At 49.0% G+C, this 23,019-nt stretch carries 22 protein-coding genes and 1 pseudogene; all 23 read right to left on the bottom strand.

Annotation, left to right across the window (positions count from 1 at the left end):
- A pseudogene (locus PMI05_RS19545) lies at positions 1-504 on the bottom strand (NADH-quinone oxidoreductase subunit C); the annotation flags it as partial.
- Positions 501-1,019: an NADH-quinone oxidoreductase subunit B family protein gene (locus tag PMI05_RS19550; protein WP_007725455.1), complete on the bottom strand. Its 519-nt coding sequence runs from the start codon at positions 1,017-1,019 to the stop codon at positions 501-503. The gene PMI05_RS19550 and the pseudogene PMI05_RS19545, both read right to left, overlap by 4 nt.
- Positions 1,010-1,381: an NADH-quinone oxidoreductase subunit A gene (locus PMI05_RS19555; protein ID WP_007725457.1), complete on the bottom strand. Its 372-nt coding sequence runs from the start codon at positions 1,379-1,381 to the stop codon at positions 1,010-1,012. Before PMI05_RS19555 ends, PMI05_RS19550 begins: the two co-directional genes overlap by 10 nt.
- 302 nt (positions 1,382-1,683) lie before the next feature.
- Positions 1,684-2,424, bottom strand: coding sequence for a DUF6042 family protein (locus tag PMI05_RS19560; protein WP_007725460.1), 741 nt, complete (start codon positions 2,422-2,424; stop codon positions 1,684-1,686).
- Between the two features lie 221 nt (positions 2,425-2,645).
- Entirely contained in the window at positions 2,646-3,044 is a 399-nt protein-coding gene (locus PMI05_RS19565) for a F0F1 ATP synthase subunit epsilon (RefSeq protein WP_007725461.1), read from the bottom strand.
- A 27-nt stretch (positions 3,045-3,071) separates the two neighbouring features.
- Positions 3,072-4,481: a F0F1 ATP synthase subunit beta gene (gene atpD / locus PMI05_RS19570; protein WP_007725462.1), complete on the bottom strand. Its 1,410-nt coding sequence runs from the start codon at positions 4,479-4,481 to the stop codon at positions 3,072-3,074.
- A gap of 48 nt (positions 4,482-4,529) precedes the next feature.
- Positions 4,530-5,393 (bottom strand): ATP synthase F1 subunit gamma, encoded by an 864-nt coding sequence (gene atpG, locus PMI05_RS19575; protein ID WP_007725463.1) that lies wholly within the window; start codon positions 5,391-5,393, stop codon positions 4,530-4,532.
- Between the two features lie 74 nt (positions 5,394-5,467).
- Positions 5,468-6,979: a F0F1 ATP synthase subunit alpha gene (gene atpA / locus PMI05_RS19580; protein WP_007725464.1), complete on the bottom strand. Its 1,512-nt coding sequence runs from the start codon at positions 6,977-6,979 to the stop codon at positions 5,468-5,470.
- A gap of 43 nt (positions 6,980-7,022) precedes the next feature.
- Entirely contained in the window at positions 7,023-7,550 is a 528-nt protein-coding gene (locus tag PMI05_RS19585) for a F0F1 ATP synthase subunit delta (RefSeq protein WP_007725465.1), read from the bottom strand.
- The gene (atpF, locus tag PMI05_RS19590) at positions 7,547-8,050 is read right to left on the bottom strand and encodes a F0F1 ATP synthase subunit B (protein WP_007725469.1); all 504 of its coding nucleotides are present in this window, start codon (positions 8,048-8,050) and stop codon (positions 7,547-7,549) included. Before atpF ends, PMI05_RS19585 begins: the two co-directional genes overlap by 4 nt.
- Positions 8,051-8,225: 175 nt before the next feature.
- Positions 8,226-8,456, bottom strand: coding sequence for a F0F1 ATP synthase subunit C (gene atpE, locus PMI05_RS19595; protein ID WP_007725472.1), 231 nt, complete (start codon positions 8,454-8,456; stop codon positions 8,226-8,228).
- A gap of 44 nt (positions 8,457-8,500) precedes the next feature.
- Complete coding sequence (gene atpB, locus PMI05_RS19600; protein ID WP_007725474.1) at positions 8,501-9,295, bottom strand: F0F1 ATP synthase subunit A; 795 nt, start codon at positions 9,293-9,295, stop codon at positions 8,501-8,503.
- Between the two features lie 113 nt (positions 9,296-9,408).
- Positions 9,409-9,777 carry an ATP synthase subunit I gene (locus tag PMI05_RS19605; RefSeq protein ID WP_007725476.1) on the bottom strand — a complete coding sequence of 123 codons (369 nt, stop codon included), beginning with the start codon at positions 9,775-9,777 and terminating at the stop codon, positions 9,409-9,411.
- A 13-nt stretch (positions 9,778-9,790) separates the two neighbouring features.
- Entirely contained in the window at positions 9,791-9,964 is a 174-nt protein-coding gene (locus PMI05_RS30150; RefSeq protein WP_307724157.1) for an AtpZ/AtpI family protein, read from the bottom strand.
- 165 nt (positions 9,965-10,129) lie between these two features.
- Complete coding sequence (locus tag PMI05_RS19610; RefSeq protein WP_039961042.1) at positions 10,130-11,320, bottom strand: acetyl-CoA C-acetyltransferase; 1,191 nt, start codon at positions 11,318-11,320, stop codon at positions 10,130-10,132.
- A gap of 148 nt (positions 11,321-11,468) precedes the next feature.
- Positions 11,469-13,463 (bottom strand): AraC family transcriptional regulator, encoded by a 1,995-nt coding sequence (locus PMI05_RS19615; protein ID WP_007725480.1) that lies wholly within the window; start codon positions 13,461-13,463, stop codon positions 11,469-11,471.
- Positions 13,464-13,562: 99 nt separating this feature from the next.
- Entirely contained in the window at positions 13,563-14,381 is an 819-nt protein-coding gene (gene bioC, locus PMI05_RS19620) for a malonyl-ACP O-methyltransferase BioC (RefSeq protein ID WP_007725483.1), read from the bottom strand.
- Positions 14,350-15,087, bottom strand: coding sequence for an alpha/beta fold hydrolase (locus PMI05_RS19625; RefSeq protein WP_007725484.1), 738 nt, complete (start codon positions 15,085-15,087; stop codon positions 14,350-14,352). Before PMI05_RS19625 ends, bioC begins: the two co-directional genes overlap by 32 nt.
- A complete protein-coding gene (bioF, locus tag PMI05_RS19630; RefSeq protein WP_007725485.1) occupies positions 15,075-16,283 on the bottom strand; it encodes an 8-amino-7-oxononanoate synthase in 1,209 nt (402 codons plus the stop codon). The genes PMI05_RS19625 and bioF overlap by 13 nt, the downstream gene beginning before the upstream one ends.
- 10 nt (positions 16,284-16,293) lie before the next feature.
- A complete protein-coding gene (gene bioB, locus PMI05_RS19635; protein ID WP_007725486.1) occupies positions 16,294-17,289 on the bottom strand; it encodes a biotin synthase BioB in 996 nt (331 codons plus the stop codon).
- A 20-nt stretch (positions 17,290-17,309) separates the two neighbouring features.
- On the bottom strand, positions 17,310-18,029 hold the full coding sequence (gene bioD / locus PMI05_RS19640; protein WP_007725487.1) for a dethiobiotin synthase: 720 nt from the start codon (positions 18,027-18,029) through the stop codon (positions 17,310-17,312).
- Positions 18,030-18,034: 5 nt separating this feature from the next.
- Positions 18,035-19,417: an adenosylmethionine--8-amino-7-oxononanoate transaminase gene (gene bioA / locus PMI05_RS19645; RefSeq protein WP_007725488.1), complete on the bottom strand. Its 1,383-nt coding sequence runs from the start codon at positions 19,415-19,417 to the stop codon at positions 18,035-18,037.
- Positions 19,418-19,834: 417 nt separating this feature from the next.
- Positions 19,835-22,999: a phosphodiester glycosidase family protein gene (locus tag PMI05_RS19655; protein WP_007725490.1), complete on the bottom strand. Its 3,165-nt coding sequence runs from the start codon at positions 22,997-22,999 to the stop codon at positions 19,835-19,837.
- Between the last annotated feature and the right edge of the window lie 20 nt (positions 23,000-23,019).

A 23,019-nucleotide genomic window follows, 5' to 3' on the forward strand; every position in this document is an offset into this window, starting at 1 on the left:
CTTGGCTGCGGCTTTTTCCTCAGGCGTCATTTCAGACACAGGCTTTGCTGGTGGTGAAGCAGCTTCTACCTGTTCCTTCGCTGCTTTTGCCTTGGCAATTGCTTCTGCCGCTGCTGCTTTCTTGGCTGCGGCTTTTTCTTCCGGCGTCATTTCAGAAACGGACTTTGCTGGTGTAGCAACTGCTTCTGCTTGTTGCTCGGCAACTGGAGTTTCTGCTTCCGCAGCTTCTTTTGCTTCCTTCGCCGCTTTTGCCTTGGCAATCGCTTCCGCGGCTGCTGCTTTCTTGGCTGCAGCTTTTTCCTCAGGTGTCATTTCGGCCACAGGTTTTGCTTCCGTAGCAGAGACTTCTTCTTGTGGCTCTTGAGATGCCTCCACTGGGCTCGTCTCTTGGGAAGCCTGCGCTTCCTGTTCTCTTAATTTTCGCAATGCTTCGGCCTTCGCACGGGCTTCAGCTGCTGCCGCTGCCTTTTCCTCTGGCGTCGGCTTGCGTTTCTCGTCGCTCATAGATTGGTCACCTGCTTCCCAGTCTTCGCTTCGTAACGGATTTTTTCTTGGAGCTTATTGATTCCGTAGATCAAAGCGGCAGGGTTAGGCGGACAACCTGGAATATATACGTCGACAGGCACAATCTGGTCTACACCTTTTACCACGCTGTACGAGCGCACGTACGGACCTCCCGCTGTCGCACAGGAGCCCATGGCAATCACCCACTTCGGTTCAGGCATTTGATCATACAGCCTTCGCAGCAGTGGCGCCATCTTTTTCGTGACGGTTCCGGCCACGATCATGACATCAGATTGTCTTGGGGATGCTCGAAAAATAACGCCAAACCGGTCGAGGTCATAACGCGCCCCACCCGTTCCCATCATCTCGATCGCGCAACAAGCCAAACCAAAGGTTAATGGCCACAACGAGTTGCTACGAACCCATCCCTTCACTGTTTCCAATGTCGTGAACATGACGTTGCGATTCAATTCCTCTTGCAATTCAGGCGCAATGCTTGTCAGGTCTAGTTCCATTCCAGCACCTTCTTTCTCCACGCGTAAATCAATCCTACGATGAGCAAGGATATAAAGATGACCATCTCGACTAAGGCAAAGAGCCCCAGTTCTTTGTAAGCGACGGCCCACGGATACAGAAAGAGTGTTTCTACATCAAAGATGACAAACATGAGGGCAAAGATGTAATACTTCACGTTGAAACGCACCCAACTGTCACCAACAGGAATGTTACCGCTTTCATAAGTAGTTTGCTTCTCCCGTGTCGGTTTCTTTGGACGAAGTAATGGACCAACGAAACTGACTGTAGCCACGGGCAACAGCACACCAAGAATCAAAAAGATCGCGACAATCACATAATTGTTGGTATAGATGTCACTCACCCACGTTCCCTCCGCTCTTGAGAAAGGTATGAATCGTCTTGCGCTGTCCTCCAGAAGAAGTTGAGACTCCCTCAAAAGGGTACTGCTCGCAGCATCAAAGGTGTAGGTATGAACGCTGTCGCTAATTGATACTGCTAGAAAAAAATACCTTTATCATTATAGCAAATTGCCAATAGGGTGTCTAACGAAAGCCTTCCTTTTGTGCCATATAAAGGGAAAAACTCAGAGATTTCTCCCTGAGTTTTTCCAGCATAGTATGATGACCAAACGAATATGCCCGTCTGGCTCTCATATTCTCTTAATTATTGAACGTTGTTTGAAAATTGCTGTCCGAGGAAATCCTCGTAAATGCGCTCCCATACAATCGTGAAGTTCATCTTCTCGTCTTCTGGGATCTCCAACATATTTTCAATCGCATCTTCCATATATGGAGTCAGCTTGATCAGAACCTCTGCCAGCATCTGGTCATTGGTGTTCAGCAATTGCTTCATTTCTGCTTTGGACATGCTGAACGCATTTTCTTCTTGCTCATGCAGCTTCATCACGAGGCGGCTAAACATCGGATGAACCAAAGCTTCCAATTTAATATGAGCCAATGCAAGAGATTCAGCTTCACTCAGTTTGAACAACTCAGATGCATCTGGGAATGGATAAACCGGTACATCCCAAGCATCTCCATTATCGATTACCAGACCCCACTTCACGAAAAGCTCAATCGCCTCGTCAAGAGATGTCGGATATGCATAATCAGAACGGCTCATGAACGCTTTGAATCTGTTCAAGAGGTTTACATAGCCTTTAAAATCCTCTTCAGACTTAAAGCCTTCTTGAACAGGCTCGGTGAATGTGCCTTTCAATGCATCGAACTCGTCCAGAGCTTTTCTCATTTCTTCTTTTGACTCATGCTTCGTTACTACAAAGCACATTGCCTGGAAGAGAACATTCATTTCATGAGATAGCACGCTTGTCCAGCCATTAGCCGCAAAGCTGCTAGGAATCACTACGCCATCTTGATTGTGGCGGATATCGCGAACGGTTTGCATCAATTACACTCTCCTTTAATCCCAATAGCCAATGCCGCTTTTTCCCGCTGTTTTTCATGCTAACGTAGCTCGTCGGCAGGGCATTAGGTCTATTATACACAGAAACATTAGGCAATTACCAACTGGAAATATCATGCCCGATTTCTATGGCTCATCATTCATCGCCTTATAATCGAAAAATCCCCGCAGCCACATGGGCGCGGGGATATCAAGCTTACGCTTTACTTCGCTACGTCGATACGTGCCATCGCACGTTGCAGCGCGCGTTCTGCACGCTTGACGTCGAGCTCGGCATATTTCTCATCCAAACGCTTTTCAGCACGCTCTTTCGCTGCCTTTGCGCGTTCAACATCGATGTCTCCCGGCAATTCAGCCGTTTCAGCAAGGATGGTCACTTTATCGCCGCGAACTTCCATGAAGCCGCCGCTTACAGCCATCTTTACTTCTTTATCGCCTTCTGTCTTAATCCGAACTGGCGCTGTTTTCAGCGGGGTTACCAACGGCACGTGGTTCGGCATAATACCGATTTCCCCTTGCAAGCCGCGAGCAATCACCATTTCAGCCTGACCGCTGTAGACAACCCGTTCAGGAGTTACGACTTCAACTGTCATCTTACTCACTTACTCGTCTCCCCTTTCCAGGGTGTCTTACGCCATTTTCTTCGCTTTTTCTACCGCTTCTTCAATTGTACCTACGTACAGGAACGCGCCCTCTGGCAGGTGGTCATGCTTACCTTCGAGGATTTCCTTGAAGCTGCGAACGGTTTCTTTCAATGGCACGTATTGGCCTGGGTTACCAGTGAACTGCTCGGCAACGTGGAAGGACTGGGACAAGAAACGTTGAATGCGGCGTGCGCGTCCAACTACTTGCTTGTCGTCGTCGCTCAACTCGTCCATACCGAGAATCGCGATGATATCTTGCAGTTCTTTGTAACGTTGCAGGATTTTTTGAACGCTACGAGCCACATCATAGTGTTCTTGTCCTACAACATCAGGAGCCAGAGCACGGGAAGTGGATGCGAGTGGGTCTACCGCAGGGAAGATACCCAACTCAGCGATGGAACGCTCCAAGTTCGTTGTAGCGTCCAAGTGAGCAAACGTAGTAGCAGGAGCCGGGTCAGTGTAGTCATCCGCTGGTACGTAGATCGCTTGAATGGACGTTACGGAACCTTTTTTCGTGGAAGTAATACGCTCTTGCAGCTGACCCATTTCGGTAGCCAATGTTGGCTGGTAACCTACCGCAGATGGCATACGGCCCAAGAGAGCAGATACTTCGGAACCCGCTTGAGTAAAGCGGAAGATGTTATCAACAAAGAGAAGAACGTCGCGGCCTTCTTCATCGCGGAAGTATTCCGCCATAGTCAGACCAGTCAGCGCTACACGAAGACGTGCACCAGGCGGTTCGTTCATCTGACCGAATACCATCGCGGTTTTCGGCAGTACGCCTGCGTCTTTCATCTCGTGGTACAGGTCGTTACCTTCACGGGTACGCTCACCTACACCAGCGAATACGGAAATACCACCGTGCTCTTGCGCGATGTTGTTGATCAGCTCTTGAATAGTAACGGTTTTACCTACACCCGCACCACCAAACAGACCGATCTTACCACCCTTGATATACGGAGCCAAGAGGTCAATAACTTTGATACCTGTTTCCAGGATCTCAACAGTCGTTGCTTGGTCTACGAACTCAGGAGCTTTACGGTGAATTGGGTCACGACGATCTACTTGACCAAGTTCTTGCAGGTCGATCGGCTCACCCAATACGTTAAATACGCGTCCGAGGGTAATTGCACCCACTGGAACGGAGATAGCTGCACCTGTATCAACTGCTTCCATGCCACGAACCAAACCGTCAGTGGAAGACATCGCAACGGTACGAACCAAGTTATCGCCCAAATGAGTAGCAACCTCAACTGTCAGGTTGATGTCGCGCTCACCAGCGCTTTGTGCTTTATGTTGAATCTTGATCGCATTGTAAATGGCAGGCAGGTGTCCGCGGTCGAACTCGACGTCAACAACCGGACCCATTACCTGAACCACACGTCCATTCGCCATCTTACTTCTTCCCTCCTGTAAAGCTAAATTGGGAGCTATTCGCTGCCACTAAGCCTGTGCGTTTGCACCTGCAACGATCTCGGAAATCTCTTGTGTAATGGCTGCCTGACGAGCACGGTTGTAGCTCAACGTTAAACGGTTGATCATATCCGTAGCATTGTCTGTCGCGTTGCCCATTGCAGTCATACGGGAACCTTCTTCGGAAGCTTTTGCTTCGAGGAGTGCACTGTAAACCAGTGTTTCCGCATATTTCGGCAACAGATCCGCCAATACTTCTTCCGAGGACGGCTCATACTCGTAATTCAATTCGCGCGCATTGTTGCTCTCGGGAGCTTCCAATGGCAGCAATTGTTTTACGGTAGGTATTTGCGAAATTGCACTTTGGAACTTGTTGTAGCACAGGTACAGTTCGTCAATCTGCTCATTCTCGAACATTTGGACTGCTGCACCGGCAATTTTCTTGATATCAGCGAAGGCTGGGCTGGCTGGCAGACCTGTAACTTCCTCCAAAAGCGGGTAGTTCCGTTTGCTGAAGAAGTCACGACCTTTGCGGCCAATCACAAAAATACCGTACTCATCCTTGGACTTGTGCTTCTCGTTAATGGTAGTTACCACTTTACGGAGAATGTTGGCATTGTAACCCCCAGCAAGTCCACGGTCGGAAGTGATGACAATATAACCAGTCTTTTTCACCGGACGATTTTGCAACATTGGATGCTTGGAACCAGAGTTCCCACTCGCGATGCTAGCGATCACATCTTGGATCTTGTCAGCATACGGGCGTGCCGCCTCAGCTTTATCCTGGTTACGGCGAAGCTTTGCAGCCGCCACCATTTTCATCGCTTTCGTGATTTGGCGCATATCTTTTTTACTTTTGATACTGCGTCGAATCTCACGTATTCCTTTAGCCACTCGTTTTCACCACCTTGAGGACGCATGCACGGGCAAATGGCCCGGCATGCATCTGATGTCTATCAGGTTAACGATTAGCGAGTTACCGAAAAGCCTTTTTTGAACTCTTCGATCGCTGCGTTGAATTCTTTTTCATCTGGAAGGTCTTTCGTTGTGCGGATGTGCTCCAACAGTTGCGGTTTGTTGGAATCCAAGAAAGACAACATCTCTTTCTCAAAGCGACGCACTTCTGCTACTGGAATGTCATCCAGGAAACCTCTTGTAGCGCTATAGATAGAAGCAACTTGCTTCTCAACAGACATTGGATCGAACTGACCTTGTTTCATGATTTCCATCAAACGCTCACCACGGGTCAGACGAGCTTGGGTCGCTTTGTCCAGATCGGAACCGAACTGAGCAAACGCAGCCAACTCACGGTATTGAGCCAACTCGAGCTTGAGTGGACCTGCTACCTTTTTCATCGCCTTGATTTGCGCGGAACCACCTACACGGGATACAGAAAGACCGGTGTTAACCGCTGGACGTTGACCTGCGTTGAACAAGTCTGTCTCCAGGAAGATCTGACCGTCCGTGATGGAGATCACGTTGGTTGGAATGTACGCGGAAATGTCACCCGCTTGGGTTTCGATGAATGGCAGAGCCGTAATGGAACCAGCGCCCAGATCATCAGACAGTTTCGCAGCGCGCTCCAGCAAGCGGGAGTGCAAGTAGAATACGTCACCAGGATATGCTTCACGACCTGGAGGACGACGGAGCAAGAGGGACATTTCGCGGTATGCAGCAGCCTGTTTGGACAGGTCATCATATACGCACAGAACGTGTCCGCCTTTGTACATGAAGTACTCAGCCATTGTTACACCAGTATAAGGAGACAGGTACAACATTGGAGCTGGGTCAGACGCAGTAGCAGAAACGATGATTGTGTATTCCAGAGCCCCTGCTTTACGCAGAGTTTCTACGATGTTAGCAACGGTGGATTGCTTTTGACCGATTGCAACGTAGATACAAATCATGTCTTTACCTTTTTGGTTGATGATCGTGTCGAGCGCCACTGCTGTTTTACCAGTTTGGCGGTCACCAATAATCAACTCACGCTGTCCACGACCAACTGGGATCATCGCGTCAATCGCTTTGATACCTGTTTGGAGTGGCTCGTGTACGGATTTACGTGCCATAACGCCAGGAGCTGGGCTCTCGATTGGACGGAAACCGTTGTTTGCGATAGGGCCTTGACCATCGATTGGTTGACCCAGTGGGTTTACAACGCGGCCGAGCAGCGCTTCCCCTACTGGAACTTCCATAACGCGGCCGGTACGTTTTACAGTATCGCCTTCCTTAATGTCGCGGAAAGGTCCCATAATAACGACACCCACGTTATCTTCTTCCAAGTTGAGTACCATACCCATTACGCCATTTTGGAACTCGAGAAGCTCCCCTTGCATGGCCTTTTCCAAACCGTGAACACGAGCAATACCGTCACCTACTTGGATGACTGTGCCTACATCCACAACTTCGATTTCAGATTTAAAGTTAGCGATCCGCTCTTTAATGAGGGAGCTAATCTCTTCTGGTCTGATTGCACTCACTTAATTCACCCCATTCATCCAACTTCTTAAAAGCCATCGAACTTTACGCCTTTTGCGCAAAGGTTTCCAACTTCGTTTTCAGACTGCCATCGTACAGGCGGTCGCCAATTTTGATAATAATGCCGCCGAGAATCGCTGGATCTACGACTGCTGTCATACGCAGCTTTTTGTTCAGCGTTTGGCCGAACTTCTCAGCCAGCTCATTTTGCTCTTCAGAAGAAAGCGGCTTTGCACTTGTCACAATCGCATCTGCGAATCCACGAGCTTCGTTCGCCAATTGTACAAAAGAACGGTAGATATCAACCAGATCAACTTCGCGTCCGTTCTCAATCAGGACGTTCAGAAAATTAAAGGTTTCTTCCCCTACATGGTTTTTGAACAATTCGTCAGCGAGCTGGCTTTTCGCATCTGCTGCGATGTGAGGGTGCAGCATGATCTTTTTCAGATCTTCATTGCCTTCAACCGCTTCCACGATCGCACCCAGGTCTGCTTCTACCTGATCAATCTTGCTACGCTCACTCGCTACTTCAAAGAGAGCGCGAGCATAACGTTTTCCTACTGCGCTACTCATAGGCGATCTCCCACTTGTGCGAGAAATTTGTCAACAGTAGACTTTTGAGCTGCTTCGTCCAGTTCTTTCTCAATGATCTTAGAAGCCAAGAGCACGGAAAGACCAGTCATTTGCTCACGCAGTTCGAGTTTTGCTTTTTCTACTTCACGAGCCAATTCAGCACTTGCTTCTGCTTTCATGCGCTCAGAAGCTGCTTGTGCTTCAGCAACGATTTTGCTTGCTTCATCAGACGCTTGCTTTGCAGCACGGTCGATGATCGCTTTAGATTCAGCGCGAGCTTCATCCAAAAGACGGCGTTGTTCAGCCAAAAGCTTTTCGGATTCCTTGTGGTTGCGTTCCGCAGTGGCGAGCTCGTTCTCAACATGAGCACGGCGCTTTTCCAACACGCTCGCAATCGGTCCTGTTGCATATTTGGAAACAACGATCAACAGCAAAATGAAAATAATCACCTGGAGTAGTAATGTGCCCCATTCCAGGGATACGGCTCCAAACTCAACCATTTTTAGTTCACTCCTTCCTGACAAACGAAAGATTCTGCAATAAGTTCTTTACGTACTTACCAGAATTATTACTAGAAGACTTCCATGCCAAGCTTGTGGCCGAAGCCTGATTTTTCCCTACTAAAAGATAGGCGAAGGTGACCCTCCGCCTATTTAATACTGTTCAACTGTTCGCTTAGCCCAGACGACCCATCAAGATGAAGCCTACAGCTACAGCGATAATTGGAATCGCCTCTACGAGACCCATACCGAGGAACATGATACCCATCAGGTTACCACGAGCTTCAGGTTGACGAGCAACACCTTCAATTGTTTTAGAGATTACGTTACTTGCACCAAAAGCACCACCAAGTGCTGCCAAACCGAAAATAAGACCCATAGCAATAGCTATACCCATAACTTCCATGTTAAAAATACCTCCCTAAATTGTTGTTAATAAATAACTAGATTTTAGTGTTCATCATTCACAAGTTGTGAAATGTAAACCATAGAAAGAGTCAAGAAAATGAACGCCTGAATTGCACCTACGAAGACGGAGTAGCCGAGCCAGATAAACAATGGTGCCGCGGCCAAAACTCCCCCACTCAACAGGAAGGCAATCATGATCTCTTTTGCAAAGAGGTTACCGAACAAACGCAGAGGAAGCGTCAACGGTTTAATGATAAACTCCTCAAGAATGTGGATCGGGTTGAGGAATACGTGCTTAAACCAACCACCTGGACTTTTCTTAATACCGAGGTAGTGGGAGTAGAGCAACACTACCAACGCCAAACCAAATGTTACGCTTGGTGTAGCAGTTGGAGACTTCCACCAGATTACATGAGCTCCTTTATCAGCCAGCTCGTGCTCAACGGTTTCGCGCTTCTTCGCTTCGGCTTCTGGCGTAGGAGCAATCGTCAGCATCTTCATAACACTTTCGCTGATTTCACCTTTGTGCACTGTGGTGACGTTGGCGATAACACCTAGCTGGTTCCCAATGAAGATGTAGAGAAACAACGTAATACCAAGCGTCATCATCATCATGACTTTCTTGTGATCCATGTATCCTGCAGTAACATTTTTGACAAAGTCAAAAATCCACTCAACTGCATTTTGCTTAGCACCAGGTACTCCTGTTTCCAGCTTTCGTGTCATTACAAACAGGAAGATAAACACAAGCAGTGCGGTAAGAACCATCATGAGAATCGTAGCGATGTCAAATACCATGCCGCCTAACCCAAACCGTAACGTATAATGATGACCCATCTTTTCACCCCTTTCCATTGATAGATAGAGGTTGTCCGAAACTCTGTCTACACATTGCTATCGAACGCTCTCTGGTTAAATCACTTCATTAAAAGGAAATGCTGGTAACAAATCTATTTTGAATTGCGGAATACGAGTAGATAGCTGATCCCTTGGATCAAAAACAACCCAAGTAGAACCCCTGATAATGTGAACATATGAGGGAAAAGAAAGGTAGTATAGGCGGCTAGCCCGGCAATCATGAACCGAAGCATCGTGCCCGTTCCTTTTGGTCTGACATTAGGGTCATCTGCCATTTGCCCAACAACCCAGACCTTGCTTGCGAGAACGCTGGTATTAATGATTCCTGTCACTGTTCCAAGCAACAAACTCTGCAAGAATACCTTGTGTTCAGGCAATACAACCATCAGTATCACAAACAATGCCATACACCATAAAGAATAGCGAAAAGTCTTTCGCATCGCTAAAGCAAACGCTTCCATCGTTCGTCACCCCCTAAAGATACGGGCGAATGAGTCGATAGACAGTGTATACACCAACCGCAATCCCTGTAATCAAGCCAATAAGCAAGAACCAAGGATCAGTCGCTAGTAGGCGATCCGCGTATCTGCCGATCATAAAACCGGCAACCACACAAATGGCAAAGTCAAGACCAAGTACGCTGACCAAACCAAGTGCTCGCCATGGATTGTCAAGTTTCGCCAGTTTATCCTTCTCCTTTCACATAAGGAGAGGGCACACAATTTCCAAATGCCCTCATCCATATTAACGAAGATTTATTCCCTTTGTCAACGCAAGCGTTTCTGTGTACACAAAGCGTTCACAATTTAAAAATTAAATTTTCTCGACAATTGTGGAAACGCCTTGTCCCCCACCAATGCAAAGAGTCGCTAACCCATATTTTACCCCTTCACGCTTTTGCAATTCATGCACGAGCGTGACCAAAATTCTCGCGCCACTCGCACCGATTGGATGTCCCAAAGCGATGGCTCCGCCGTTGACATTCAGCTTCTCACGATCAAAGCCCAGAGCTTTGCCAACAGACAGTGATTGGACGGCAAAAGCTTCGTTTGCTTCGATCAAATCGATGTCAGCAATCGACAGACCCGCTTTTTCCAGTACGCGCTTGGTCGCAGGAACAGGACCGTACCCCATGATGCTCGGATCAACACCTGCACTCGCATTGGCTACGATACGGGCAAGAGGTTTCACTCCCAGCTCTTCTGCCTTCTCGCGTGTCATAATCAAGAGAGCGGCGGCTCCATCGTTGATGCCGGATGCATTCCCAGCTGTCACGGTTCCATCCTTTTTAAATGCAGGCTTCAGCTTGCCTAGCGCTTCGGCTGTCACACCAGCACGCGGGAATTCGTCTACAGCAAAAAGCACCGGATCACCCTTTCTCTGCGGGATCGGAACCGGCACGATTTCTTCTTGAAGACGACCACTAGCGAGCGCTTGTTGAGCTTTTTCCTGGCTCCACGCAGAAAATTCATCCTGCTCTTCGCGTCCGATTTCGTATTTGCTGCAAAGATTCTCCGCTGTAATGCCCATGTGGTAGTCGTTGAAAGCACACCACAGCCCGTCGCGAATCATAGAGTCTACTACTTTCTGATCTCCCATGCGGTAGCCTGTACGCGCACCTTCCATTAAATATGGTGCCTGGCTCATATTTTCCATCCCGCCAGCCAAGACAACTTCTGCCTCACCTGCAAGGATTGACTGAACGGCCAAATGAACAGCTTTTAGACCTGAACCACAAACCTTGTTGATTGTAAGGGAGGGGACTTCATGAGCAAGGCCCGCGTGAATAGAAGCCTGGCGCGCCGGGTTTTGACCCAAGCCTGCTGACAGTACATTCCCCATAATCACTTCATCGACCACATCCTTGGAAACACCTGCACGCTCTAGCGCTGCTTCCAGTACAATTCCGCCAAGCTTTGTCGCGCTGACACCTGCAAGCGTTCCTTGAAAGCTACCTATAGCAGTGCGCACAGCACTCGCAATGACGATTTCTCTTTGACTCATCTTCCACACACCCCTCGAATACACAGGATAGGCAACCTTCTTAAGATTCCATCTTTTCATGATAATTCCTGCCAGGAAATCGCTTTCTTTTCCTGTTTATGAAAAAACCGTCACGGCTTTTAGAGAAGAGCGTGACGGTCTGAATGATTTATAGTAGTGCTTCTGCGATTTCATCAACGATATTGTTGATGGCAATCGGGCCGTAATAGGCGATCCACACGGTTGTGTTTACCTCGTACACCTTATTTTCCTTGGCTGCTTTTAGCCCTTTCCAAATAGAGCTGTTTTTGTACTCGTCCGTTAATGCTTGATTCGCTTTGTCCGTTACGACAAATAAGTGATCGGCATTTACCTCTGGCAACACTTCCAGAGAAATCATCGTAGCTGTATCTGATTTATCCATCGCTGGCTTGGGAGGAGTCAGTCCCAAATCGGAATACAAGATAGCAGCCGTCCGGTGTTCAACTGTGTGCAGTCGAATGGCATTGTCACGGGGACGAATAAGCGCGACAGACTCACCCTTGAGCTTGGTTGCGAGCTCTGCTTTCAATTTGTTCGTTTTCTCTTGGTAGTCCTTTACGATCTGCTCAGCTTCTTGTTCTTTTTCGAGAATTTTCCCGAAGGTAATCAGTGTTTCACGCCAGTCTTCGTTTCGATTAAACATGATGGTTGGGGCTATTTTTGATAGATTATCATAGATTTTATCTTGGAACTCCGTGCAAATGATCAAGTCAGGCTCCATAGCCACGACCGCTTCTGAATTGGGCTCGTCCTTTGTTCCAAGTACGTGAACATCTTTTAGCTTGTCCATGAGATACTCCGGAAACTTCGTACCGTCCCCCGTTGTGATAACACTACCTACTGGCAGTTCGCCCAAGGCAATCATTTGATCTGCATATTGTGTGTCCAGCACAGCGATTCTGACTGGTTTAAAATCAAGCGTCAGCTCGCCTTTCATGTGCTTGATTGTACGCGTCTCACTTTTCTTCACTTCTTGATTCGCGCTAGATTGCGTGGTATTCGACTGCGTCGCTACCTGATTCGAAGCGCCTGTTGCTGCGCTCCCCGAATTGCTCGTATTCGTACCGCCGCCTGAGCAGGCTCCCAGCAGCACGGTAAGGCTCAGCATCAGGTTCAGCGCCAGCATCGCTTTTGTACTCTTATACATCGGTACGGCTCCTCCATCTCTTGTATGCGAATGATTTTGATTTTGATTTTCATTTTCAATGTGATCATTATATTTCCACAGCTTTTGACCAGCAATGGAATATCGCGACAAGAGTAATGGACTTTGGCGACGAATTTCCGATGTCAGCGGATTTACCTTATACGCAGACGGGGAGAAACCTGTATATTTTTTAAAGATACGACTGAAATAATAGCTGTCTGTATACCCTACTGATTCCGCTACCTCTTTTAGTCCCAAATTCGTTTGACGCAGCAGTTCCTGTGCTTTTTGAATGCGCACCTGAATCAGATAGTCGATAGGGCCGACCGCTAGCTGGGCTTTAAAGGTGCGTTGCAGGGATCGGGAGCTGCAGTTTAAGAGCGTGGAAAGATCATCGAGGGTGAAAGTCTCTGCGTAATGCTCCTCGATATACCTGACGGCCTGAGCGACCAAATTCGGTACCGTTACCCCGATTCCTTGCGACTGCATTTGTGCCATTAGCTCACATACGAGTTGATATAGCAGGGCCTTGGCTCGCAGCTTGTCCAGGTTGCCATTCTGATTCCACGCTTGCTGCATACGTGATATTGCAACAAATACATTTGCCTGATGCATGGGGGTAAAACCGTATTGGATGTGAAAAGGTTGTGTTTTCTCCAGTAAACGTTGCAGTTCCTGCCGACAAGGCAACGGCAAATGGGCTTTGTACAAAATCAGATAGTATTCCAGCTCATCCTTTATTTCCTCGATATCCACGTATGTACCTTTGCCAGCATGGGCCATATAACAATTCTTGATAGCATGCACATTCCCGTCAAGACGAATCAGGCCACTGCCTCTCACCGAAAATAGAAAGGCACTAGCCGGCAATTGATAGGATCGCAGTTGCTCTCCGGCTCGCATGACGATATGCCGTACATCATGCAATCGCACACTTGCCTGATTCCATAGAAAAATATGATCATCCACGTTCATTGTCCCACACTCAACTCCTTGATAGCCCTCCCATCGTTCTTCTTTTCATTCTATTTGATAACCATTCTCATATCTATAGCAAAAATCATAGAAAGCACACTACCTCGATGAAACCGCTCGAACGTAAATAACTTCATAGGTGACAGGGATACCCGTTTCTCTTTTATACGTCTGCTCATAGTAACGAATCATTTCTGCAAGAAGTTTTCTGCGTCCCAGACCGCTCCCTTGCTCCATACTCGCACTGGCGCCCACTGCTTTCACGGCATGCAAGAATTCCCGTACACCCGGGTAAGTTAGCCGCTCATATTTCCTCATCACCTCTATATCCGTAAACCCTGCTTGCTCCAATAGCTCGTGCCAATCACGTGCAGCGAGAAACTCCAAGCCATGGCGTACTCCCTTTTCCCTCAAAATCGCATGAGCATTTGCAAACGATTCATGCAGCTCCCAAAACGTATCGGGTCCAAATGTTGAAAAAACCAAAGGTGCTCCGGGCTTCAGAATTCTTCCCAATCCTTTTAGCGTATGCGCTGGCTTGGCAAACCACTGAAAACACGCTCCTGAAACCATCAAATCCTTTGACTTCGCCTGTTGTTCCCATACCCATTCTTCGGCATCTGCTTGAAAAAATGAGCAAATCAGGCCGTGCTGTTCCAGATTGTACTTCGCCTGCTCCAGCATACCTGACGCAATCTCTACTGCTTCGTAATGGGCATCAGAAAAATGGCTGCGAATGACGCGGGTTAATCCCCCTGTCCCACAGCCAATCTCTAGGATGTTTCGCACCTCGTTCTCGTTCGTTATTTCTGTAACCATTTGACTCAAATGATCGGCCATCTTCTTTTGCACGAGTGCGTATTTTTCGTATGAGACAGCCTTCTCACTAAATCGGCTGCTGATTGCTCTCTTCTGCAAGCTGCTCCACCATCCTCTTTAGCGAATCTCCTACAACCTCCGGAACAAATACATGCGGAGCATGACCACAGTCAGGAATTTGCACGAAATTGGCACCTGCAAGGCTACTCGCCAGTTCTTCTCCGGCTGCGAGTGAACAGATAGCATCTTCCGTTCCGTGAATGACGAGAGTGGGAGAAGTCAGGGAAGACAGGAACGGGCGGCAATCCTCTTCTTCTAAATAGGTCAAGCCCGCAATCAACGCTGCCGTACTCCACATCTGGCTATCCACCCCCACGTGCAAGCCTATTTGCTTACGCTCTCCTGGTGTTAGCATCTGTTCTACAAATGCGTCCATCACCCGCTCGCGTGCTACGGAAAGCTGCCTTTTCATCCTTTGCAAAACAACAGGATGCCACCCTTTGCGAAGGTCATGCTGTTCGTTGGTAAAGCGTGCTGTGGTGCCGATCAAAACAAGTCCTGAGACCGGGTACTGGGCAGCGAGGCGTATTGCGAGCATCCCTCCCAAAGACCACCCCACTACAATCAGCTCCTGCGTTGACAGAGATCGGACTTCCTCTTCTACTCTCTCGTAAAATTGCAAGGAGTCAGTGACGTCCGAATAAGTAGGAATGATGTGCCGATAGGAAGGAAATTGTGAGCGAACAGCAACCCAGCTGCATTCCGGCATTCCCCATCCGGTTAGCCACAGCATCACTTTTCCCACGTTATCGTCCCTCCTTTATGAAGCTCGTCCCTGATTTCGCTCACTTGCTCGCAAGCCCACTCCAGCTCTTCGCGCGTATGGGCAGCCATCACTGTAAAACGGATACGCGCGGTTCCTGCTGGCACGGTAGGCGGTCGAATCGCCACTGCTGCAATCCCGCGCTGCCGAAGTCTTTTGCTAAACTGCAAAGTCCTTTCATTCTCTCCTAACGTGAGCGGGATGATTGGCGTATCTTCTTCGTCTACGGTAAACCCGCGTGATCGAAGCAATTGGCGAAACACGAGCGCATTCTGCCTCACCGCTCTTCTTCGCCAAGACTCTGTTTGTACCAAAGACAATGCCGCCAGATTTGAGCCAATCACAGCAGGCGGCAGGGCTGTGGAATACACCAGCGAGCGCGCTTTTGTCATCAAATAACGAATGATGATCTCATCTGCGCATACGTATGCCCCATAAACACCAAATGCCTTGCTGAAGGTCCCCATCAAAACATCGACTTGTCCGGAGATGCCCAGCTCGTGGCACAAGCCCTGCCCTTCTTCACCACGCACTCCCCCTGCATGGGCTTCGTCAACCATCAGCATGGCATCGTAACGATCTCTCAGTTGTACCAATTCAAGAAGGGGAGCCTTATCACCGTCCATGGAGAATATGCTGTCCGTGACGATCCACTTCCGTCTTGCATCCTGGTGCTTTTTCAGCAAAAATTCCAGATGCTCCATGTCGTTATGTCTGTACCGAAAATGCTCCGCCCGACTGAGCACGATCCCATCGACGATGCTGGCGTGATTCAACCGATCACTAAAAACAGCGTCACCTCTTCCGGCAAGTGCTGCTATTACCCCCGTATTTGCCTGATAGCCGTTTGCAAAGACAAGCGCCCCTTCTCTTTCTTTCCACGCCGCCAGTTGTTGTTCCAGCTCGTCGTACAACGCGTAGTTGCCATGGACGAGACGAGAGGCAGTTCCTCCTGCCCCCCACTCCTCTGCCGCCTTTTTGCCAGCTTCCACGATTCGTTGATCATGGGCCAAGCCCAAATAGTTGTTCGATGACAGGTTTAATAATCGTTTCCCTTCGACTTGAATCCAGGTGCCTGCGCGATCACTGGCTGACTCTACGGTGTTCCATTCTCTTGCCAGCGATTGTTTCCGCAACGAATCGTATTCTTCTTCCAGCCATGTGTATCGCGTGTTCATGGTATACCTACTACAGCGCACACAGCTCGATTTCAAACCCGAGGTCTTCAATCATCTGGTGATCTGTCGTAATTTCTTGCCCGGGCGTCGTCAAATAGTCGCCAACAAACAACGAGTTGGCCGCATACAAGGAAAGCGGCTGCAAGGTGCGCAAATTCACTTCGCGACCACCCGCAACGCGAATTTCTTTATCTGGGCAAATAAATCGGAACAAGGCGAGAACACGAAGAGCCTTCATTGCCGGAGTGCGTCCTTTATCCTCCAACGGGGTTCCTGGAATCGCATTTAAAAAATTGATCGGGATGGAATCTGCGTCGAGATTGCGCAAGGCAAATGCCATTTCGACGATCTCCTCATCGCTCTCCCCCATGCCGATGATCACGCCTGCGCATGGCGACATCCCTGCTCTTTTCGCGGTATCGACTGTCTGTACACGTTGATCGTACGTATGTGTCGTAGTAATCGCTTCGTAATGATTGCGACTCGTGTTGAGATTATGGTTGTAGCGGTGAACACCAGAATCTTTTAGGCGCGTTGCTTGTTCGTCGCTTAATATTCCTAAGCACGCGCAAATTTTCAGCGGCATCGTCTCGCGGATTTCTTTGACTGCCTCGATGACCTGGCCCAGCTCTTTTTCAGTGGGACCACGACCTGAGGCGACAATACAGTATGTACCTGCTTTTCGATTCATGGCTTCTTGCGCACCTGCGAGCAATGTCTCCTTGTCCAGCATCGTGTACTTGGATACGGGAGCATTCGAAACAATCGACTGCGAGCAGTAACCGCAATCCTCCGGGCAAAGGCCGCTCTTGGCGTTAATGATCATGTTCAGTTTGACTTTTTTTCCGAAAAAGTGCTTTCTGACGCGAAAAGCTTCGTTCATGACCAGCAGCAGCTCATCATCAGGCGCTTGCAATACCTTCATTGCCTCTTCCTGCGTAAACTCTTCTTTGGTAATCGCTTTTTGAGAGTATCCCTTCCAATCCAGACAGATGCTTTGCTTCATTTTCTCGTCTCCTCTTCTTATTATTTATGGCTCCACTGACACAACTGTCCGATGTCTACACATTCTTGGATCAGCTGTGTCAACTGCTGGCGCTCTATCGGTTGGTCTATCCATGGAAGCACGCCCCATACAGGAACTCCCCCATAGCTCTCAATCATGCTCGCGTTTGTTTTGGCACTCTCATCGATGACGCCAGCTGAATTGTTTTGATTCAGGATGACACCTACAACCTCGATCCCGAGTTCCCGTGCATACCAAACGGACAAGAGCGTATGGTTAATCGTGCCGAGCCCAGCCCGTGCCACGATGAGCATTGGCAGGTTCAGTCGAGCAGCAAGATCCGCCATCGTTTCGGTTGGTGTCAATGGAACAATCAGACCACCTGCTCCTTCGACAAGAAGTGCCGGATAACGTTCCATCAGGGGTCGCCCGCAAGCGATTATGTCCTCCATAGTCAAGCTTTTCCCCTCTGCTTCCGCAGCCAGAAAAGGGGTAAGCGGTGCCTCAAAACAGAGCGGGGCTATCTCCTCACACGCGTCAGGCACTCCGCTCCACGATCTCAAGTGCATAGCGTCACTGCCCTCATCATGTGCTCGTGCTCCTGACTGGACTGGCTTCCAAACCCCTATGTCCACTCCTGTCTCACGCAACACGGATGCGATTCCAGCAGTCACAACCGTTTTGCCTACCCCTGTATCTGTTCCTGTGATGAACAATCCGGAATAGGGGCGATCAGCCATATCAATCACTCCTCCGTTTCACCTGTCGTTACGTCCTGAATCGATTCCGTCAAAATCCGAACCATGTCAGCTAATTCTTCGGTTGTAGATACAAGCGGTGGAATAAAAACGATGACGTTGCCCAACGGTCGTGTCAAAAGCCCTTTTTCTCTCGCTATCTGACAGACACGCACACCGATCCGCTCATTCCAGTGATAAGGCTCCTTGGTCCCTTTATCCCGAACCAGCTCAATTCCCGCCATCAAGCCTTTTTGCCGGATTTCCCCTACATGAGGCAGGTCGCGAAGTGGCTTTAACAATTGATCCAGATCAGTTGCTTTTTGTGCTACTTGTTGAACGACTCCTCGCTCCTCCATCAGTCGCAGGTTGGCGAGAGCAACTGCACAGCCAAGTGGATTTCCCGTGAACGAATGTCCGTGGAAAAAGGTTTTCTGTTCCTCATAGTCGGCGAAAAAAGCATCATAAATCTGCTCGGTTACTAAGGTAGCCGCTACTGGCAAATACCCTCCCGTGAGCCCTTTTGCGACCGCCATGATGTCTGGCACGACTCCATCATGCTCACAAGCGAACATTTTGCCCGTACGTCCAAATCCTGTCGCTACTTCGTCTGCGATCAGCAATACATCATAGGCGCGCAACAGCTCCGCGATTTTTTTCAAGCAACCGTCCGGCATGATAATCATGCCGCTTGCTCCCTGCACGACAGGCTCCACGATCATCGCCGCAATCTCATGAGCTCTTTCCTTAAGCAAACTCTCCAAACTGCTCAATGTGGTCTGAACGGCTGCTTCTTCGCCACCTTGCCGGTATGGATATGGGTATGGAATGACATGTGGAGAAAAGAGCAGTGGTTTGTAGACCTGATGGTATAGAGGAATGGCTCCCACACTGGTGGCTCCAATCGTATCCCCGTGATAGGCATTGTTCATCGTGATAAACGAATGCTTCCCGGTTTGCCCGCGATTTTGCCAGTATTGGAACGCCATTTTCAGTGAGATTTCGACCGCCGTTGCCCCGTTGTCAGAGTAAAAGACTTTGCTCAATCCTTTTGGAGCGAGGTGGATCAGCTTTTCCGCTAATAGAATGGATGGGACGTTTGCCATACCGAGCAAGGTAGAGTGGGCAATTTGGTCCAGCTGCTCCGTGATCGCCTGATTCAGCTCGGGAACATTGTGGCCATGGACGTTCAACCACACAGAGGAAAAACCGTCATAATAAGCCTTGCCGTTCACATCGAACAGCTTGATCCCTTCTCCTCTCGCAATAATCAATGGCTCCTGTGCGACATAGTCTTTCATTTGGGTGAAGGGATGCCAAACGTATTGCTTGTTTTTGGCAGAGAGCTCTGCATAACCATTTAACAACCAAATCACAACCTTGGTTAACATATATTTGTTAACCGTTATTTTAAAATGGTTAACCTATTTTGGCAAAGCTTTTTTTCGGTCTTGAAAATTAGAAAGACCTAAGAAGGTCCTTCTAGTTTGAGTCAACATAGTGGAGGAGAAGAAAAAGCGCAGTTCTCTTCAACTCTGACACGCCCGCAAGGGGGATTTACTGTCCGTCTCCACTTCCAAAAGGGGACCGTCGAGCCAAAGCCACCCTACGGGCGGAGGCTTCTCAAGGAAGAAGTGTTCGACAAACGTGGTCCCCTTTTGGAAGTTCCGACTGGGTAGGCGTTGTCAAGGTCTACGAGCCCTGCGCTTTTTCTTCTCACCAGCTTTGTCAGCTCATCGATACCTCCTAAAACTCAAAAAGGTCAAGCTCCTCTTCGCTAGAGAAGCTTGACCTTTTATATTCCGATTCTATTTATCTTGATGCAAGATGCGATACAGTGCAACGACACACACTGCTCTCGTCGTCGGTTTATTCGGCTGATAATTTCCTCCGACTGGATCAATCAGACCGAGTCCAACCATGTTGTTGATGGATGTAGATGCCCAGGATGGCCATGTCCCTTTATCGGAGACCTTTTTCGTCGCTCCCTTTTTATTCACGAGACGATCGAGAATGACTGCGGCCTCTGCGCGAGTCACCGGCTGATCCGGACGGAAAGTATTATCGTTATACCCCTTCACCAGGCCCTTGGAAACAGCTACCTGTACGGCACCTTGCGCATAGGAAGGCACCTTATCCTTGAATTTCAGCTTTGGTGAGGATGGAAGCTCCCATTCAAAAGTGCGCGCGAGCAAGGTGACGAACTGTGCTCTGGTCAAGGAAACCTCTGGGCCGAACGTCGTCTCCGTCAAACCCTTCACGTAGCCCTGTTCCGTCATGTAGGTGATTTCTGCCTTGGCTGGATGCTTCGCGATATCTGTAAATCCAGTGCTGCTCGTGCCTGCATTGTCCAGATAGTACGGAATGTACTTGCCGTAGCTATTGACTTCATATACCCACTGACCTTGAGCATTCATGGTTCCCAGCAGCGGATCCAATGTATTGTTCACTTCGTTTACGTACAAGAGTCCAACGCCTTTTCCAGCGAGCCATTGCTTCGGTGCCAAGGTCAACTGAATCGACGAAGTGGAAATCGCGTCCTCTTGTCCTGCTTTTAGTTCGCCCGGCTTAATCGTAAACGAATAATCAGCAGGCACATATCCTGGCATCGGCTGGGTCACGATCGACTCCACATCAATCAGCGCACTATCCAGGTAAGGTGCAGTATTTGCAAGGGAATAATGGAGATCGAGCTCCGCCCCGAGGGACATGCTGCCTGGCAGTTCAGGGACAACAGCTACATCGCTCGGTTGACCTGTCTGGTTGCCCAAGAGGAGCGAGAATTCGTCGATGTACAGTGTTCCTTTGTCGTGTGTAATGCCATCATTGGCTTGGTCAACGACATACACACTCTTCAGTTGCAACGGATACGCAACATTGCTCGGGAAGTATCCTTTAACCTGTTTCCAGCCTGTCCAATTGATCTCTTTTGCCAGATCAAGGTAGACCGGCTTGCCGTTTGCATCGACTACTTCTGCACGGAGCCAATGTCCGCTGTTGTCTCCATTGACCCACAAGCCCAATCCGAGTGGTTTGCCAGGGATGGTCACAGGTTTTGCCCCCAGAACGCCGTACGAAATCCGCATGTTGTTCGCTGGTGCTCCAGAGAAGTTGTACACTAGCTTCGCTGCCTTCTTCGTGCGGAATGTCTGATCGGAAACGAGCGCGAACGAACCAGCGGAACTGATGCTGGATGGATTTGCCGCATGGTACATACCGGCCTGATTATCGAAGGTGAGCCATGGCTGCTCAAATTGTCCGACAGCAAATGGTACGGTTGTCGACACGCCATCATACGTAATGGTCAGGTTTCCGTTGCCCGGCTCATTGCCTGCTACCAGCTGCAGATTGTCGTTAATCGTCGCTACAGAAGAATCGACACTCGCTTTTACGCTAAGTGGAGTCGCTTGTACTGTAGAGCCCTTTTTCGTTTTGATTTTGACATCGAGATTAAGGGATTGTCCCGGTGCAATCGTGATCGGATTCGGCGAAACGATGATTTGCTGCACATCGTTGCCGGAAATCACTTGAATATCTTTATTTTGCGTCACATTGCCCAATCGCGCAGTCAATGTGATCTTGCCGGATCGAGCTGGTGTGAATTGCTTGCCATTTACGCTTCCCGCTTCGGACTGACTACCATCCCAACTCACATCGCCTGCATTGATCGCATACGGCTGGTAATGAACGTCATATCCTTTGGATGCGCTGAGCGTGATGGTTTGTCCGATAAGCACATCTGACGGTACATCGATTTGGAAGCCTCTCAATTCTCCAGCAGGTGCCGTGTTGTATACAGCCAGTCCAGTAGGCACACGACGCTCAGCACCGCCGCTCGGCTTATTCGCCAGATTCGCGTGTGTCTCACCCAGCATGCGAGCTGCCATGGTCGTAGAGCCACCACCGTCAAAGTTTACAGCCCGATAAGAGCCGAGCTCCGCCATGATCTTTGCCAGCTCGTCCAAATAAACGCCTTGGCTCGCATCGATCGTGACCATGTACAAAGTCTTTCCGTCCTGGGAAACACCGACCGCTGTCCGCGCCGTTTTGTTCGTGATGGACTTGTCCGCTTGAAAGGATGACAGTGCTTTCCCTTGATCGACCAAAATGACATTGCCACCCACCGCATGTTTCAAGTCGAGGGTTTGCGGTGTCGTTTGATATTCAACTGTCGCAGTAGCGCCTACTGGGAAGTTTTGTTTGAGAAATGCTCCTGCTGCTCCATGTCCCCAAAGGACATAGCCGTTGTAAGGTATGTATACGCCAGGTTGATTCACACGAACTTCTTTGGCTACGTTGTCTACAAACAGAATCTCGACGACATCTTTATAGCCCGATATCGTCCCCAAGCTGTTTTTGCCAAAGGAAGGGGTATAGACGTTCAGTTGGTTCTGGTGACTCTTTCGTCCTTCACTTGGGTTGTACTCTTCCTTGTTAACTCCCTGAATCGAATAGGTAGCACCATTAGGAGCAGTAACCTTGCCGCCAAAACCAAACTTATCGACGATGGCCATCTTGTCTCCCGTCAAACCTAGGGCGTACCAGTAGGAGACCAAGCCCATGGAAGAAATGAGTTCATCGTCTTTCATGACAATGCCAAACGGCGCTCCCCGCTTCGACATGTTAAAAAAGTCGGCATTGATTGCTGATACAGCTCCTGTTTCACGCGCCATTTGTGTAACCGTCTGCCTGTCAGTCAGCTTGCCTTTCGTTCCGTATACCGGTTTTACCTCAACGTAAGGATTGTTCAGATCAACCTTGGTCACCATGATCGTGACTACTTGATTGGCAAATGATTTCGTATATTTCTGCAAAGTGGTCCCCTCACCAATTGGGGTTTGCCACATCATATTCAATGCACTTGTCTCCGCTCTGGCGTGTGCGACATTGGTCGCAAACGGCACAAACGGAACAAAAGCTCCCCAGGCCATAGTCGTGGCCGTGAGCAGCGTCACTATCCTTTGCGCTCTCATGTTGGTAACTCCTCTCCGTA

It is taken from the genome of Brevibacillus sp. BC25, assembly GCF_000282075.1.
Classification (GTDB): Bacteria; Bacillota; Bacilli; order Brevibacillales; family Brevibacillaceae; genus Brevibacillus.

Bases quoted from the DNA above. Each gene is read 5' to 3' on its own strand.
- PMI05_RS19550 (WP_007725455.1), bottom strand. From the start codon at position 1,019: ATGGAACTAGACCTGACAAGCATTGCGCCTGAATTGCAAGAGGAATTG.
- PMI05_RS19560 (WP_007725460.1), bottom strand. From the start codon at position 2,424: ATGCAAACCGTTCGCGATATCCGCCACAATCAAGATGGCGTAGTGATT.
- atpD (WP_007725462.1), bottom strand. From the start codon at position 4,481: ATGGCGAATGGACGTGTGGTTCAGGTAATGGGTCCGGTTGTTGACGTC.
- PMI05_RS19585 (WP_007725465.1), bottom strand. From the start codon at position 7,550: ATGAGTAGCGCAGTAGGAAAACGTTATGCTCGCGCTCTCTTTGAAGTA.
- atpF (WP_007725469.1), bottom strand. From the start codon at position 8,050: ATGGTTGAGTTTGGAGCCGTATCCCTGGAATGGGGCACATTACTACTC.
- atpE (WP_007725472.1), bottom strand. From the start codon at position 8,456: ATGGAAGTTATGGGTATAGCTATTGCTATGGGTCTTATTTTCGGTTTG.
- atpB (WP_007725474.1), bottom strand. From the start codon at position 9,295: ATGGGTCATCATTATACGTTACGGTTTGGGTTAGGCGGCATGGTATTT.
- PMI05_RS19605 (WP_007725476.1), bottom strand. From the start codon at position 9,777: ATGGAAGCGTTTGCTTTAGCGATGCGAAAGACTTTTCGCTATTCTTTA.
- PMI05_RS19610 (WP_039961042.1), bottom strand. From the start codon at position 11,320: ATGAGTCAAAGAGAAATCGTCATTGCGAGTGCTGTGCGCACTGCTATA.
- PMI05_RS19615 (WP_007725480.1), bottom strand. From the start codon at position 13,463: ATGAACGTGGATGATCATATTTTTCTATGGAATCAGGCAAGTGTGCGA.
- bioF (WP_007725485.1), bottom strand. From the start codon at position 16,283: ATGAACACGCGATACACATGGCTGGAAGAAGAATACGATTCGTTGCGG.
- bioB (WP_007725486.1), bottom strand. From the start codon at position 17,289: ATGAAGCAAAGCATCTGTCTGGATTGGAAGGGATACTCTCAAAAAGCG.
- bioD (WP_007725487.1), bottom strand. From the start codon at position 18,029: ATGGCTGATCGCCCCTATTCCGGATTGTTCATCACAGGAACAGATACA.
- bioA (WP_007725488.1), bottom strand. From the start codon at position 19,417: ATGTTAACCAAGGTTGTGATTTGGTTGTTAAATGGTTATGCAGAGCTC.
- PMI05_RS19655 (WP_007725490.1), bottom strand. From the start codon at position 22,999: ATGAGAGCGCAAAGGATAGTGACGCTGCTCACGGCCACGACTATGGCC.